11 protein-coding genes are annotated in these 15,641 nt (G+C 53.7%); 10 read left to right on the forward strand and 1 reads right to left on the reverse strand.

Going from position 1 to position 15,641, the window contains the following annotated elements:
• Nucleotides 1–75: 75 nt before the first annotated feature.
• The 9 genes from IEN85_RS22590 (at nt 76) to IEN85_RS22630 (ending at nt 13,695) form a co-directional block, all read left to right on the forward strand.
• Nucleotides 76–3,264, forward strand: coding sequence for a hypothetical protein (locus IEN85_RS22590; RefSeq protein WP_191619385.1), 3,189 nt, complete (start codon nt 76–78; stop codon nt 3,262–3,264).
• Nucleotides 3,264–4,898, forward strand: coding sequence for an SWIM zinc finger family protein (locus IEN85_RS22595; RefSeq protein ID WP_191619386.1), 1,635 nt, complete (start codon nt 3,264–3,266; stop codon nt 4,896–4,898). The genes IEN85_RS22590 and IEN85_RS22595 overlap by 1 nt, the downstream gene beginning before the upstream one ends.
• A gap of 367 nt (nt 4,899–5,265) precedes the next feature.
• Entirely contained in the window at nt 5,266–6,831 is a 1,566-nt protein-coding gene (locus IEN85_RS22600) for a reverse transcriptase family protein (RefSeq protein ID WP_191619387.1), read from the forward strand.
• A 28-nt stretch (nt 6,832–6,859) separates the two neighbouring features.
• Nucleotides 6,860–7,681: a hypothetical protein gene (locus IEN85_RS22605; RefSeq protein WP_224772873.1), complete on the forward strand. Its 822-nt coding sequence runs from the start codon at nt 6,860–6,862 to the stop codon at nt 7,679–7,681.
• A 14-nt stretch (nt 7,682–7,695) separates the two neighbouring features.
• Nucleotides 7,696–8,724, forward strand: coding sequence for a hypothetical protein (locus IEN85_RS22610; RefSeq protein ID WP_191619389.1), 1,029 nt, complete (start codon nt 7,696–7,698; stop codon nt 8,722–8,724).
• Nucleotides 8,725–8,980: 256 nt separating this feature from the next.
• A complete protein-coding gene (locus IEN85_RS22615) occupies nt 8,981–9,511 on the forward strand; it encodes an Hcp family type VI secretion system effector (RefSeq protein ID WP_224772875.1) in 531 nt (176 codons plus the stop codon).
• Nucleotides 9,512–9,526: 15 nt separating this feature from the next.
• Nucleotides 9,527–10,840, forward strand: coding sequence for an Hcp family type VI secretion system effector (locus IEN85_RS22620; RefSeq protein WP_191619391.1), 1,314 nt, complete (start codon nt 9,527–9,529; stop codon nt 10,838–10,840).
• A 556-nt stretch (nt 10,841–11,396) separates the two neighbouring features.
• Entirely contained in the window at nt 11,397–13,088 is a 1,692-nt protein-coding gene (locus tag IEN85_RS22625) for a hybrid sensor histidine kinase/response regulator (RefSeq protein WP_191619392.1), read from the forward strand.
• Nucleotides 13,089–13,323: 235 nt separating this feature from the next.
• Nucleotides 13,324–13,695, forward strand: a complete 372-nt coding sequence (locus IEN85_RS22630) for a septal ring lytic transglycosylase RlpA family protein (protein ID WP_191619393.1) — start codon at nt 13,324–13,326, stop codon at nt 13,693–13,695.
• 223 nt (nt 13,696–13,918) lie between these two features.
• Here the strand turns inward: IEN85_RS22630 and IEN85_RS22635 are convergent, their stop codons facing one another.
• Nucleotides 13,919–14,758 (reverse strand): hypothetical protein, encoded by an 840-nt coding sequence (locus IEN85_RS22635; protein WP_191619394.1) that lies wholly within the window; start codon nt 14,756–14,758, stop codon nt 13,919–13,921.
• Nucleotides 14,759–15,061: 303 nt separating this feature from the next.
• On the opposite strand from IEN85_RS22635, the gene IEN85_RS22640 reads away from it, so the two are divergent.
• Nucleotides 15,062–15,583: a hypothetical protein gene (locus tag IEN85_RS22640; protein ID WP_191619395.1), complete on the forward strand. Its 522-nt coding sequence runs from the start codon at nt 15,062–15,064 to the stop codon at nt 15,581–15,583.
• The last annotated feature ends 58 nt before the right edge of the window (nt 15,584–15,641 follow it).

A 15,641-nucleotide genomic window follows, 5' to 3' on the forward strand; every position in this document is an offset into this window, starting at 1 on the left:
TGCCCGGTCTGGACACTTTCCTATGCATCGTTTTCCGAACAACATTCCTTTGATTTTCCAACTCCGATCCAAACTGTGAAACTCCTGGAGCAAACGACCCTTTACCTCCGCATTTACTCGAAAATCGAGCTGTACCAAGTTGACCTTTGCGACTGCGGCGACGGCGAATACGTCGTCAACTACCGTCAAGGTAGACTCGATACTGTCTACCGAGAAAATACCGCCACTGTGTTTCCAGTGGACCAAGCCCGAGCTCGCGAGATCTACGGCAACCTTGTAGCGCAGTACCGACGCAAGGGATATGTATCCGAAATTCCGAACATGAAAAATGAGGAGGCGCAGGCGACAGAACAATCTGTCGACGAGAGTGTCGACGAGCTCGATTCCCCTCGCGATACGAAGGCCGATTCGCTCCGGACTCAACGGGTGCTGGACTATTTGCGCAGCGCTGCGCAAGGCAAGCCGCTACCCAGCACCTGGAAACTCTCACGTATCGTCTGGCGAGCTGGAGAGCTCCGGCTCGCTGAAGCGGTTTCCGATTTGCTCAAAATCGGAATTCGCGGAATTGACTTGCAGGACTATTCGGTCGTCTGGGCATTGGCTCGGCTGCAGTCGCCAGATGCCGTTTCGCTTTTTGAAAGCTTGCGGTCTAAAGAGGCCTTTCCAGAGGCTCCAATATCTCGGCTAGCCACCATAGGTTTGCTGGAAGCGGCTTCCGTAGAAAAGAAAACAGCTCTTCGTTCCGAGCTCGAAGGGGCGTTCAACGCCGATCTCCGCAACGCCCTCGCTATGGATACTCCCGAAGAGATGGCTCTTGCTTTTGCTGGCGTGGGCGAGCGCGCCGAACCGCCCTACCTATTCCTTTTCCACCTCTATCTCATTAGTTTCGAAAATTCGAAACTGAGAAAAGCCCTCCTCCTCCATCTGTCGCAATGCAAGCTGGAAGCAGGTTACTTCAAGCCGATCCGCTGGATCTTCAAGGCGGCCGAGCTACGCGACGACGCGGACTTCTACGCTTTGCTAGCCTATCGCTTCGAAACGGTTCCCCACTGCTTCAGCATGCCTGAATGGGGCGACTACGTTTACCACAAGGGACAGTTCTACAAGTCGGGTAAAAGAGAGCTCACATCTCCGAACTCTAAACTCGCCTTCTCGAACAAGACGCGGAACTACCTGCTTATTCGTGTGGCCCGCTACTTCCGCCGTCTAGGCGAAGCCGCACTGGCTGAAAGTTTCGTAAGCAGCGCCACGAGCTTCCTCAAGCGCTTCGATGACGCCTATGACTTTGGCGAAGCGAGTACGCATTCCCATGTCGACTACAGCGCCGGCTGGCGAAATCCAGTCACCGTCACCTTTCAATATGACGGCAATGCCCGCCTCTGCGCCTTCAACTACCTCCTCTACTCAAACAGTCGTAAGTACGAAGCTTTGCAGGGTGGCTTGAAATGGCGCGTCAAACCAGGCTTTAGCGATGGCGAGGAATTCGAAAAGGAGCGAGGAGAAGCGTATCCAGAACTTTGGAACAGAGCTCCGGCGCGAGTAATAGAGCTGCTTTGTGAAGCGAAGTCGGAGCGTGTGCATCGATTCGCTCGAAACGTTTTCCTCGCAAACGAGGATGCCTTCTGCCGAAAGGTCGAGACTCGGGATCTGCTCAACTGGTTGAAGAGCAGCTACGCCTCCACGCAGGAACTTTCCTTTCAGATCATCGAAAAGAAGTTTACAGCCGAATCGGTGGAGAGCGAACTTGCGCTGGCCCTCGTCAATAGCTCCTTTGGCCCCGCTCAGGAACTTGCTTTCAAGTGGGTGAACGAGCTTCCTGAAAAGTTCCTCAAGGACAGCCGCTTTGCCAGCGGCATCATTACCGCATCGAACGCGACAGTTCGCGATCAGGCCAAGGCCCTTTTAGAAAAGTATCCACTCTCTGGCGACGACTGGGACATCGTGATCACGCGCGTGCTCGCAGCGTTGCTGACCATTGACAGCCAAGGGCAAAGCGTGAACGAAATTGTCCGTAGCGTCGGTGACACCCTTTTAGCCGTTTGCCAGGAACGTCTCGCAACAGTGCACCTCAGCGTGATCGAGGACCTGCTTTCCCACTTATCCCCAGACTTGCATATCCTAGCGGGGCGCATCCTCTCGATCCATAGCATCGTTCCAGACGCCTATCCAGCGGGCCTTCTCGAAAAGGCATTGAACTCTCCACACCCAGAGGCACGACGTTTGGCAGTGGAGCTCTTCAACCGGTTCTCGGACGAAGAGCTGATGAAACGCCAAGATATTGTGGCGAGTTTCTGCCTTTCCGAACATCCGGAAATCCGGGCTGCCGTTCGTTCGATCGTAGCCAAATTGGCGGAACAATCTCCAGCGTTTGGCGAAGCGCTAACCCAGAGCTACTACCCGCTGCTGCTACGCAAGGAGCGGCGGGAAGGCATGCACGAGGATTTGCTCAACATTTTGCGAGGCCCATTGGAGGGCTTTCTAAAAACAATCCCTATCGAGTACTCGTTGCGCATGCTGGAGTCCAAGCACAGGGCCGGCCAAGAGCTCGGCTGGGAGCTCCTCAGCCGCTTCGTCGACCTTGACAAGCTCAGCAACTCCCAGTTGGCCAAACTCGCCAATTGCGAGCTCTTAACAGTCAGAGAAGCGGCTCAGCGTTGGTTCGCTCAAAACGTGGGTCGAGTAAAGGCAGATCTGGATACGATGCTGAGCATCGTCGATTCGGATTGGGACGACACCCGGGCTTTCGCTATCGAGTTTTTCAAAGAGAACGTGACCGAGGACGAATGGACGCCGGAGTTGCTGGTCAGCCTTTGCGACAGCATCCGAGAACCCATTCAAGCCTACGGACGCGAGATGATTACTCGAAACTTCAAAAAAGAAGACGGCCCGGAGTACTTGAAATGCCTCTGCGAACATCCATCAGCCGACATGCAGATCTTCGCCGTTAACTACATCGAAAAGCACGCCTCCGGAAACCCTGAGATGTTGCAAACCCTACAGCCCCTATTCACGAGTGTGCTTTCTTTGATCAACAAAGGTCGGGTAGCCAAAAGACGCATCTACCGATTCCTCGAAAATGAATCTTTAAAGTCGGAATCCGCCGCAAAACTCGCCCTTGGCCTTCTCGAACGTCAATCGCTAACCTCCACTCTGCGCGACAAGACAGAGTGCATTCAACTAATGGCCAAACTTTCCACTGTGTACCCGAACCTGCAAAGTGAACTGCAAGTCGAAGCCCTGTCAGCTGGAGGGACTCGCACGTAATGAACTTCGAATACAAGTACCACGGTAGCTCTAGCGTTAATAACTCAGGCTCCAAGACCGGGCTTTCCTTTGCTCCCGATACCCACCGCGAACCAACCTTCTTCGTCGGAACTCTTGATAAAAGTCTCCCTTTTCGCGAAGCGATATCAACGCTTCACGACGTGGTGGTCTCCGATCTAAATTGGAAACCGGAGGACAAGGAAGAGTACAAGCGTTGGGCCAAGAGCCAAGAGGACATTTGGATTGCCCAAGCCTTGGCAGAAGGCAAGGAGGCGGAGAAGAAGATCGATGCAATTCAGGCACGTATCAATGCGATGAATACTGAGCGGACTGCCATCCTAAGTCCGTTCTACAAAGCCCAACGCCGATATTTCAATTACCTCTACAAGGTGAACCGTGACTGGTGGTTCGTGCTCGACCCAGTGATCACCGTGCACCCTGACCAACTGTTTTTCGAGTGCTTTAGCCAAGACGAATCCAGCTACGGAAAGCTCTCGATTAGCTATGATGTGTTCAAGAATATAGACAGTTTCGCTTGCGGCACGACTAACATAGATTACTCGGACGCCCTCTATCAGGAGTTTCAGAAGATTCGCAGCTACAAGGAAACCGACTTCAAGATCGATCCGAGCGGTTTCGAAATCAGCACCGAAAAGGAGGAAGACTTCAAGGAAATGAAAATCGACCTTCCTGACAGCTGGGTGCGCGGCTTTCTTCAGGTGAGTTCGGCCATGACCTTGCCGGCGACTCAGTTCGACTTGCATCCCATGGATATGCACAACATCTGCGCCCTGCTTATCCGCAACAAAGAGAAGGTTGGGCCGCGGTCGCTCCGATTTATTCTAAAACCAGGAGAGCCGATCCGGGTCAGTGTCGACCCATGGAATTACGTGATCAAGTGCCCGCGTTCAATCTTCAAGGGCGAGCACGAAGACGAAATTCGCATCTGGGGCCGCCGTCGTCTGCTGATTCTTCAGCGCCTCCTCCCAATTACCAAACGTTTTCGTGTCACCCTGCTTGGCAAGGGCATGCCTTCATTCTACGAAGCGGATATGGGGAACATGACCTTCACGCTCGGCTTATCTGGCTGGACGGCAAACGATTGGTCGAAGCTTGGAAATTTCGACCTGATGGCCCCGCGAGCGGAAGTCGACCCAAGCACAGTACAGCTCGTTTACGATCGTCTACGGGAAACTTGGTTCGAAGAAGCCGATACACTCGCCCGCCGCGCGAATCTCGATCGCGAGACTGTCTTAGGCGCACTGTCGATTCTCACCCAAGCGGGCCGAGTGATTCTTGACCTAACGACCGGAACCTACCGCGTTCGCGAGCTGGCAAAAGACCCACTGCCGCTTTCGACGCTGCGCTTCTCCAACGAGCGGGAAGAACGGGCATATCAACTCGTCGCTACTGGCAAAACCACCGTAACCGTTACGGAACGCGAAGGAAAACGGCACATGAGTGGGCAGACTGTATTCAATAACCGAAAGCACAAACCGCAGCTGGTTATCGATTCCGACGAACGCATTATTTCCGGTAGCTGCACCTGTAACTTCGCCCAACAGAACGGGCTAAGGAAAGGACCGTGTGAACACATGATCGCTATCCGCATCGCCGACCAGCGAAAGCAGTAATTAATTTTCTACTACGCCAAATTTTCCTAGCCAAACCTCTACAACCCATCTTTATTCCCATCACTGCTCTTTCCAAAAATCATTTTAAAAGAGGGACGACGAAGGCGATCCTGGCTTTGCAACCCGAGCGGCGTATCGCCGTTCATGCACACAGCCTAGCATCGCTTCACTGGAACGGTCGTCACTGTGCGAACACGCATAGGTGTGTCGTTTACAGTGCCGACCCTGCGGGTCTAAACAGACACACCTATGCGTGTTCGCTTGAGTTGACCGCACCAGTCATAAGAGTACGCGAAAGTCAGGCGCCTTCGTTCGTCCCGATTTGGAAAGACATCCGTGATGATTCCGGAACAACAAGCCGATCCCAATGAATCAATCACAACCCGCCACGCGCCAAGAGCTATACGAGCGCATCCGAGAAAGCTCGAAAAACGAGGTCATCCGTTCGGAGATGGAACGTCTCGGCTTCTGGAACCCGAACGCGCCGGAACCTAAAGTCGCTGACGATTGGCTCAAGGAATACGACCGGCTAACGAAGGAGCTGAGAGAGCTTCGCGGAAAGCAGGAGCGGATGAACAATCGCGATACCCTGTTGGCCGACATTCGAAAGAAGCGGATGGCTGAATCCCGAGAACGCCAAAAGGAAACCAAGCTACGCCGTGAGCGGGAACGAATAGAGAAAGCCGAACGCTGGAAAAAACTCAAAGAGGAAGATATCCTCTATCTCGGCGAAGACGTATCCACTCAGCTCAACAAAAAGGAGCCACGTCCTGATCTGCTCGCCGAGCGCCAACTTCCAAACTTTGTGAATGCCAAGGCCCTCGCGGCCTCCATGGAGGTTCCCATAGGCGAGCTCAAGTTCCTCGCCTACAACCGGAAGGTGTCCAAGGTTTCCCACTACAAGCGATTCTTCATGAAGAAGAAATCCGGCGGGCAGCGGTTGATTTCAGCGCCCATGCCTCGACTCAAGCGTCTTCAGTACTGGATTCTGCACAGCATCCTATACAAGATTCCCGTGCACGAGTGCGTTCACGGATTCGTGCCTGATCGATCGATCAAAACGAACGCCGCACCACACGTTGGACAAGACGTTGTCGTTAACATTGATCTCAAGGACTTCTTCCCCACGGTAAGCCAATCACGCGTACAAGGACTCTTCAACGCGCTCGGTTACTCCAATCAGATTTCTACGATTTTCTCGCTGCTCTGCACCGAACCTGAAGTGCAACAAGCTAAGCTCGACGGAGAAAGCTGGTTCATCCACCAGGGTGAACGCCACCTGCCGCAAGGAGCTCCTACTAGCCCAGCCATCACCAACCTGATCTGCTATCGGCTGGACTGCCGTATCAAAGGGGCAACCGATAAGCTCGGCTTTAACTACACTCGCTATGCTGACGACATCACCCTGTCTGCCTCAGGCGAAGCCGTATCCGATATTTGTAGACTGATCTGGCAGGTACGAAAGATCATCGAGGAAGAAGGGTTCAACTTCCACCCCGACAAATTCCGCGTAATGCGCAAGGGCCGTCGCCAGGAAGTCACAGGATTGGTAGTAAACGAAACGCTCAGTATCAATCGTAATACTCTGCGCAGGTTTAGAGCCTTGCTTCATCAAATAGAAAAGAGCGGAATCGAAGGTAAGTCCTGGCAAGGCAACAGCGTAAACTTGCTGAACTCAATCCAAGGCTATGCGGACTTTGTCGCCATGGTTAGGCCTGAAAAAGGCCAGCTGCTACAAGCTAGGGTAAAAGCGATTCGAATGGTTCAAAAACACAAGCGCCGCGCAAAGCCTGAAGCTAAGCCAAAGATCCCTGCTCCGTTAGTTCCAATCAATAAAGCGAATGAGCTCTCTCATGCTGGTTCTGATCAGACGCCGAAATCGTCTTCTGGGCCAAAGCCCTTCTGGAAAAAGCTGCTCTTCTGGCTGGATTGATCGCCAAAGATTAAATCGAACAACAATATTGGGAAACAGCCGTCTCCAAGACCTTTACCCAAAAAAGGGTGCCATCCTAGTTCGCATAATAGATGAAAAGAACGCTGCTTCGATTCCACATTCAGAGATCAGACTTGGAAAGCACAGTCGCTTCGTCTGCTTCATGCGAATCAGTTCCAACTTCAGGGTATCCTATCAACGGGGCCGCGAGCTGAAAAGACAGGGCGTGAAGAATTACGCGGCCGTGCACTTTCGCTTACCCGATGATCAAATGGTATGGGCTGGCAAATACGCCTTAGAACACAGACATCTTCCCATCTCCGAAGCCATCGGCGAGTTCTTGAAACTGGAGGACCCCATGGGATACGAGTTCTACCTTGAGAGAAAAGTTTCCCCTAAGGAAGTCGTTCGCATTCGCAACCAGTCCCGCCCTATCGGCTGGCGCTACTCTCCTAACGCGAAAAGGACAACACCATGCTACTGCCCTGCGTGTGGGTCGATTGGGGAACCCAATAGCGCCAAAGCACGGAAAGAGTGGGAAGCTATCAATGAACCACAGCCGATGAGCATACCAAAAGCCAAGCAGATCATTGCTAGCTCTTGCGACACCAATGCTCTCCAGGATGCGATCTCGGCCTTTGGTGACAAAAGGAGAAAGTCCGATCCATCCTTCCTCCTTCGGCTCCTTGAAATGGAAGACGAACTCCTGGAATATACTACCCTCGAAGTCATCGGCACCCACGCCCATCCCAAAACTCGAGAACTTTTGGAGAACTACGAAAGCGACGAAGAGGAAATCCAGGAGCTCATTCGCGAACTCCTGACCAAGCGTGGATGGAAATCAAACTAAACAACAATTAGCCAATGAGCGAACCGAACCTTGAAGCGAACGAAACAACTCCCAAGGAGGATAAATCGAAAGTCTCTACGAAACTCCTTGTTGCACTGGTTATCGTCGGAACGTTGCGGCTAGCAGTGGCAATTGCTACAGCACCAAGTTCTAGACCTGACTACCAAATAGGATATGTAATAGGGGCCGTGGTCTTTTTCCCTGCGATAGTCATGGCCTTGATCGCGATCTCAAAGAGTATGAGGAATTCCAGGGCACAATCGATCGTTTTACTGACCGTTTGGGGTTTAACACTTTTCATCTCGCTCCCTAGAATTGGGGAAGCCATTGACCAGCGCTCGGACCAAGAAGCGCTTGAGAAAACCAGCACAGAAATTCAAAAGTTGAAACTGCAACTGCTGGATACTGACGAACCTCGTGAAATCGTACGCATCCAAGAAGAGCTCGCAGGTCTACTCGACAGTACAAGCGAGAGTCTTTCACCTTCTCAACGTCGTTCGTCTGAAGTTACGAACGAATTCATGAAACCCATCATTCTAAGAGCTCGTGACTACGCCCTGCAGATGGCCGAGTTCACCGAGTCACCAAAATCTGATTACACTACTGTAGAAAGCCAAGAAGACATTGAGGAACGGATCAAAATCTTAAACACTCTGACCAATAGCGTAATCAACATTATTGATGACTACGACACAATCGAGACCGACTTCGAAGATCATCTCGCCAAATCCGGTTTAAGCGAGCGGGTAGCGGGATCGATCTACGAAGGTTTTGAAACAACGATCCAGAAACAAAAGCGATTAGTGTTGGGCATCAATGAATACGAACTCGAACTAATCGATGGATTGAAGAAGATCTTCCTGGTTATCAACGAAAACTGGGAGCACCGGGCAGTCTTTGACGACGGCACTTACACCTACGGCGAGGAAGCATACGACGAAATCCAATCCCTTCTATTGAGCTTCGATGACATTGTAGGTGAGCAAGAGAAGTTAAGGACTCAACTTTTGAGCGGCAACAGTGCGAAGACCCGCGGCGAATGAAACGTCATTACGTAGTCAGACAACAACTACACCCACCTGTTTCTCACTGACTTGTTCTTAAGCCCCTCCCCTAGGGGTTGCCCCAGTACGGCAAGGGCCAGGTCCCTTAGAGCAACCGTATCCTTCTTTCATAAGTCCATCTACGTACCATAATTAGCCCACATAATCTGCGAAGGCTTTACAGCCGAAGTTAAGGCCGCTAGCGTTACGTATGATTTTAGCGACCCTGTTTCCCCTTCTTTCCAAACGTGGGCTATTGGCCACGTTCCTACTGGCAGTAGCCGCTTTCGTCCCTGCGAGCCATGCAGCGTTGACGGGTTACCTTAAGATACCGGACATCCCTGGAGAGTCTCAACGTGCGGAACACGAGGACGAGATCGACATTCATGGAATCTCCTGGGGCGTGGAGGCCCAAGCTGCGGACGATGGCAGTGGACGGACACGGGCCCGGGCGGAGGTCAGCGCCATCACCCTGAAAAAGTATTACGACGCTTCCTCGCCCTACCTTTTCCTCTCTGCTGCTCAGGGAAAGTCGTTTGATGAAATCACCATAACCTTTATTCGTTCCAACCCCGACAGCGGGAGCTTCCCCTACCTTACGATCACCTTGAGCAATTGCGTCGTCACGAATTACCAAGTCACGGGCGGGACAAGCGTGGACGACAAGCAGTCCGAGGAAGTTAGCCTATCGTTCGAGACGATTAATATCAAATACGTGGTCCAAGCGGACGACCACTCTGCAGGGGACGAACATGAAATCGAATACGACATCGCTGCGGGAGTGTAGTCGATGCCTACAAGTATGCTGATAAATCATTGCGGCCTGTCGATCCGCTGGTTGCGTTTGGCAGCGCTGAGCCTTTCGTATTCAATCTTTGGATTCGCTGGTCACGCTGGAATCTACCTCAAGATCGACGATATCGACGGCGAATCCCAAGATGCCGATCACGTGGGATGGATAGAGCTTCAGTCCTTTTCCGCAGGCATCGGGTCTAAGGGATCCGATGCTTCAGGGTCGACTCGGACTAGCAGCGCTCCTTCCCCAGATTCAATGAAGGTCGGCAAGCTCCTCGACGCAGCCTCCCCCTACCTTTTCTTAGCGTCAGCCCAACAGAGTGTGTTTCCTTCGATTGTCCTGGAGTCCGAGCGCTCGATCGGAAAGGAAGGGGATGCCCTTCTTCGCTATGAGCTCACCAATGCCAGCGTGGTCGCTCTCGAAACCTCCACGGTCGACCCGAGTGAGGCGAGAAGCGACGCTTCCATCCAGGAGTCGGTGGAGTTCTCCTTCGAAGCGTGGGCCATGCACTACCAGCGTCCGGGTCTGGACCGGATTGCCGCGACTTGGAACTTCGTCGACGGAACAGGCGGATTGATTGGCGAAAGCAGCCCTGAAAGCCCTCAGATTGCTCCTTTCGAAACGCTTCTTTCGAAACCTGGGGAAGAATACACGATAAAGGTAAGCATTTCCGATGGCGACACGCCGGTGGAGGAGCTGACTCTAAAAGCTGAGTCCCTGGACCCGCAAAAGGTGTCTGTCATCGGGCTGGAAGGGACCGGAGCGGAACGCAGCCTTAGGATATTGGTTTCCGAGTTCTTTTCCGGATCCGCCTCCCTGCACGTTTGGGTATCCGACGGTTTTCAAAGCAGGTCCCGACCCCTATTGCTCTCGATTGAAGGCGGAGAGACCCCTTACGAAAGCTTCCTCCTAGCGGCGTTTGGCGATGCCCTCGCGAAGGATGCCGCGTTGGGATCCCCCATCGGGGATCCAGACAAAGACGGATTGAAAACCATCGCGGAATTCTATCTGGGGACCGATCCCAACCAGTTTACGAACAGCGAAGACGCGATCGATGTACAACAGGTCCTGGAAAGCGGTGAAGTGAAAACGCAACTACGCTATTTTCGCCGCTCCGACATGCCTGGCTTGACTGGCCACTTCCTCTTGTCATCGAACCTGAAGCAATGGACTCAACTGGGACCGAATACCGATCCGGCTTTAAGCGAGTCAACGGCAGCAACCGATGGCCCCTACGAACAGGTAAGCGCCACCCTCGACCTCTCGTTGGAGAAATGGGGAAATTCGTTCCTGCGACTCCAGGTAGATGGGGCCTTTTAAACGAGCAGGGGTCGGTGGCTTTCGAGGCGGCAGGACGTGGCGCCGAGGCGCTATCCTATAGTGAGCGTCGCCTCAGCGCGGCTGATCTACCGGAATAGAGAGCACAAAAACGCAGCGCGTTTAGTCGGGGTGCTTTGAGTACTGTGCAATAGGTCGAGTTTTTGTAGGCTTGGACCTTGCTCCAAACTGCGTCGCGCTGTGAAACGGGTTCGCACTGCGGTCTGTAGCAAGCTGCTGCTCTACGGAGAGGAGATGGGCGTGTTTTATTGGACTGACTCTTAGGGCTCCCCGAGGGTTTGATGTTAGCTAAGTTCCTTGCTTTTATTACGTCTTGCGGGAAGCGATCTTGCGTCGCGATTGGAGACCGCTTGATCGCGATGCAAGGTCGCTTCCTACGGAAGGATTGCAGGATAGAAAACGTGCAAGGAACTGGTATGACGGTGCACTGGGACGAGTCTAGCGATGTGCCCGAATAATAGGGCTATCCTTTAGCCTCGCAATCATACGTAATGCTGATTGTTTGTGCTTCGAATGCAGAACCTATTGCCCGTGGAAGATGGATAGAGGCGATTTCGAATCACTAAATGAGTTCTACTCGGTAGCCACCGAGGTTTCGCTGCTCTTGGCCAAAAACAAGCTGGGACAGCTTGGCGAGACCATCAACGAGGTCTTGGGCATACTGGGCCGCTACGCGCAGGTGGAGCGTGTTTATGTATTCACTTTCAATTACGAAGAGGGTCTGAGCTACTACGATTTCGAATGGTGCGCCGAGGGAACGGAACCCCAAATCGATTTAGTGCCTAGCGTCAGCATTGAGGACTTGCGGGAATGGGTGGATCATTTCGAGCGTGGAGACCGGGTGTACCTGCCGTCCATTCCGGACATGGAGGATTCTCCCTTGAAGGAGATACTCGACAGTCAGGCAATCAAGTCGCTGATCGTTTATCCCATGTTTCACGGCGAGGACCTGCTCGGGTTCGTGGGCTTCGACGCGGTTAAGGAGTTCCGTTCGTGGGGCGAAAGGGACTTCGCCCTGCTGAAAATTGCCTGCGAAACGATCGGAACGACCCTGAGCAGGGAAAAATACCACAATGAGCTGGTTCAAGCGAAGGAAGCGGCGGAAAAGGCGAACGCCTGCAAAAGCGAGTTCCTAGCCAATATGAGCCATGAGCTTCGCTCGCCCTTGAACAGCGTGATCGGGTTTAGCGAGCTGATCGACTTCGAGCTCGGCAAGGTGGATGAGGAGAAAATCCGCGAGTACGCCGGATTTATTCGCACCGGAGGCAAGCACTTGCTCGGATTGGTCAACGACATCCTTGACCTCGCGCGGATCGAGGCGGGAAAAATGCAGCTCGACAAGCAAATCCTGGACCTGCGCGAACTCGTGGAGCTGGCGGCGGGAACCTTTAAGTTAGCGATCGAGGAAAAGAAGCTGACGCTGGTCGCGGACTACGGGGACAAGCCTCTGTATGTGGAAGCGGACGGGAAGCGATTGCGCCAGGTCATCCACAACCTCATGAGCAACGCCATCAAATTCACTGGCTCGGGAAAGCGGATTGGCATGGAGGTTAACGCGAAGGGAAAAGCGGTTTGCATGACGATTTGGGACGAAGGCCGTGGAATTCCTGACGAATGGAAGGGCCGGATTTTCGAACCCTTCGAACAGGTCAGTCCTTTCGACGCGGAACTGGAGTCTGGATCGGGGCTCGGCTTGGCTATCGTGAATCGAATCGTGACCTTGCACGAAGGCGAGATCGAGCTGCGAAGCGAGGTCGGGAAAGGCACGAAATTTACAATCACGATGCCGATGGGGCAGATTGCCTCAGAGCTGCCGGACGAGGATGTTGTCAATTCTCGCTCGGTCTTGGCGAGCGACGGCGAGCGCAAACGGGTGCTTTACGTGGATGATATCGAACCGAACCGGCGGCTCCTGAGTTGCGGCCTGTCTATTTGCAACTATATTGTGGATACAGTAGAAACGGGCGAAAAGGCGTTGGAACGGATCGGCGCAGAAAAGTACGATATCGTCCTGCTCGACCTGAAACTACCCGGAATCAGCGGATTCGAGGTATTCCAGGCATTGAGGGAGAGAGGCTATACGCAACCAGTGATTGCAGTGACCGCCTCCTTGACCGACGAAATCAGGAAGGAAGCGAAGTCCCTCGGCTTCGACGACCTGCAAGGGAAGCCGGTCGATTTCAAGAAGCTCCTGGATTCGATGGGGAATTGCCTGTCGTCCGCTTGCTAGCTCTCGCCAGCGTTGGCGAAGAAGACGGCTTTTGCTAAAAGCGCTGAAACAGCGAGCCGTACAGGCGTGGTTTTGGCGCTAGGACGCAGTTGCTGCAGCATTTGGAAAGGCTAGCCACCCTGCCCCAAATTCATCTTCCATTGGCAAATCGCGAGCGGGTGTTATTTGCAGCAATGCGGACCGCGGCGAGACTGGGGTTCGCCCGGATGGCGCGGCATTAGCAGAAAGTCTAGCCATGCAACATAAAGATAAAAAACTCACACTCTACGGCGCGATTGCTGCCTTCCTGCTCATCGCAATCTTCACCATAGATGGTGATCGCATGAAAGGCCGGGCTTCCTACTACTCGGACAAGTTCCATGGCAAGCCGACCGCTAGCGGCGAACCCTATGATAGAACGGAGCTTACCGCCGCCCACCCAGAGCTTGAGTTCGGCACGGAAGTCCGCGTGACGTACCTGGAAACGGGCGAATCCGTAGTCGTGGAAGTTAACGATCGCGGCCCTCATTCAGGGAATAGAATCATCGACCTGTCGCGAGCCGCGGCGCGTGAGATTGGACTCGTCGACGATGGTGTCGGGCTCGTCGAGCTCGAGGTCATCAATTGAGAATCCTCCAGCCTGCAAGGCGCGGCTTGCGCTTTGCAGGACGCTGAACGGGCTCGCGAGTTCGATGGAAGCGATCGGCGTATCTTTTTGCCTTGGGGAACCGGGAGCCAGTTGGGGGAAGATCTACAAGAGGCGGACGGTCCTCCCAGACAAAGCGTAAATGGAGGAACGACCTCTGCGTCGTCCGCGCTGCAGGAGCGGCGCTTCCCGCTGGATACGCGTTCTAGAAGCCGCGCATGTTGCGACCGTTGCCGCGCATCCGCTGCTGCTTCGGCATAGGGGGCGTTTCAAGGTGGAGGCTGTACCACTCGTCTCCCAGACCGGCATTGGAGAAGCTCTTTACGCGATCGTTGGAAAGGTGCTCCCAGTTCCGCTTGAAGGTTTCGACGCCGGTTACGTCCTTGGCTTTTAGCAAAAGGCGACGGGCTTCGTCTGGCTCGCCTGCCTTGACGTAGATCCACGACATCAAGCCGTAGAGCAAGGTGCCGCGCGAGCCGCGAAACCACTTGATCCGGCGCTTGAAGAGCTTTTTGGCGCCTTCCAGGTCGTCGTTCTTGTAGCAGCGGGCCATTCGCATGGCGACTGCCATGGGGTCCATCATCATGGGACCCCTCAAGAATCCGCAAGTGGCAAGGATCTCGTCAACCTGATCGTACTCCTTGAGCTGATAGTGAAACTGCGTGCGCATGGTCGCAATCTGGCGGCCCGTGAGCAATGACCAGTTCCGAAACGGTTCGAGCCCCTTGGTGAGCTCCAGTCCTTCTCGGAACATGGCCTTCTGGTCCATGTCGAGCTGCCGTTGTATCTGCTTTACGTTTCCGCCCGGCTTGCTCTGGAACTGCTGCACCTTCCGCTGCATGCGCCTCTGAGCGGCCTGCATGCTCTCTTGGAGGGCGTCCTGAGCCTTGGACATCTTCCTCCGAACCAGAAAGCCAACGAGGAAGAAGGTGGCGAAAAATCCGATTACGCTTAGGGTGACGATCGCCCCGGTGCTTGCCCGAGAGGCGATCAAGGCACCGCCTATTGCGGCAGAGACCAGCGCTGAAATGAGAAGTGAATACATGTTCTGAGACCTTTTTGCCTAAAAAATTTAATCCGTAGTGCGGCTTTCCAAAGAGGAGACAGACAAAGAGGTCAACTCGTAATGCTTGAGGTCGCTCCAGGCAGCGAGCGGTCCCTTTGAGCCACCCATAACACTGATCTAAACCGATGGCTTGGATAGAGGGGAATTCAGGCAGCTTAAATCTCAGTGCCTGTCGGCTCCCATCAGTGGTTTAAAACCATTCATCAGATAGCCTCTGATTGGGCAAAAGGGCTCGACCTCCTTCGACTCGGAGCCTAGGAGATCATGCTCCCCTCCCTACCCATGAACACCCCGCTCGAAGACATCCTGGTCAACGCCTATGCGAAGGAAATGGAAGTCTACCTGAAGGAGCATCCGGAAGATTTTCCCGAGGCCATCGACTTGGCAGTGGGAGATTGCGAACGCTACTCGTGGCGGGCGGCTTGGATGGTGGGGAATTGCATGGAGAAGAACGACGCCCGGGTGCGCGGTTCGCTCGATCGCCTTATCGCAGCCATGCCCGACAAACCGGACGGCCATTGGCGGGAGCTCATGAAGATCGTAGAAAAAATGAGCCTGAACGACGAGCAGGAAGGCCGCTTGTTCGACATGGCCATGCGCCAATGGCTGGATACCGAGAAGCAAGCCTCCGTACGCTGGAAGGCCTTTCAGTTCATCGCCTCTACGGTGGAGAAGTATCCAGAAATTGCGGACGAAGTGAAGCTCTCCCTAAGCCCAGAGCTCATCGATCCCCTCTCCCCCGGCGTCCGCCGCTCGGTATCGCGCGCAGCCAATAAGATCCTGGCCATGACGCCGCGTCGATAGCGAGCTTTCCCAATTTTTGATTCTAAACCACTGATTACACAGATATGCACCGATGATC

It is taken from the genome of Pelagicoccus enzymogenes (genome assembly GCF_014803405.1).
GTDB classification, from domain to species: Bacteria; Verrucomicrobiota; Verrucomicrobiia; order Opitutales; family Opitutaceae; genus Pelagicoccus; species Pelagicoccus enzymogenes.

Bases quoted from the DNA above. Each gene is read 5' to 3' on its own strand.
- IEN85_RS22595 (WP_191619386.1), top strand. From the start codon at position 3,264: ATGAACTTCGAATACAAGTACCACGGTAGCTCTAGCGTTAATAACTCA.
- IEN85_RS22600 (WP_191619387.1), top strand. From the start codon at position 5,266: ATGAATCAATCACAACCCGCCACGCGCCAAGAGCTATACGAGCGCATC.
- IEN85_RS22610 (WP_191619389.1), top strand. From the start codon at position 7,696: ATGAGCGAACCGAACCTTGAAGCGAACGAAACAACTCCCAAGGAGGAT.
- IEN85_RS22620 (WP_191619391.1), top strand. From the start codon at position 9,527: ATGCTGATAAATCATTGCGGCCTGTCGATCCGCTGGTTGCGTTTGGCA.
- IEN85_RS22625 (WP_191619392.1), top strand. From the start codon at position 11,397: ATGGATAGAGGCGATTTCGAATCACTAAATGAGTTCTACTCGGTAGCC.
- IEN85_RS22630 (WP_191619393.1), top strand. From the start codon at position 13,324: ATGCAACATAAAGATAAAAAACTCACACTCTACGGCGCGATTGCTGCC.
- IEN85_RS22635 (WP_191619394.1), bottom strand. From the start codon at position 14,758: ATGTATTCACTTCTCATTTCAGCGCTGGTCTCTGCCGCAATAGGCGGT.
- IEN85_RS22640 (WP_191619395.1), top strand. From the start codon at position 15,062: ATGAACACCCCGCTCGAAGACATCCTGGTCAACGCCTATGCGAAGGAA.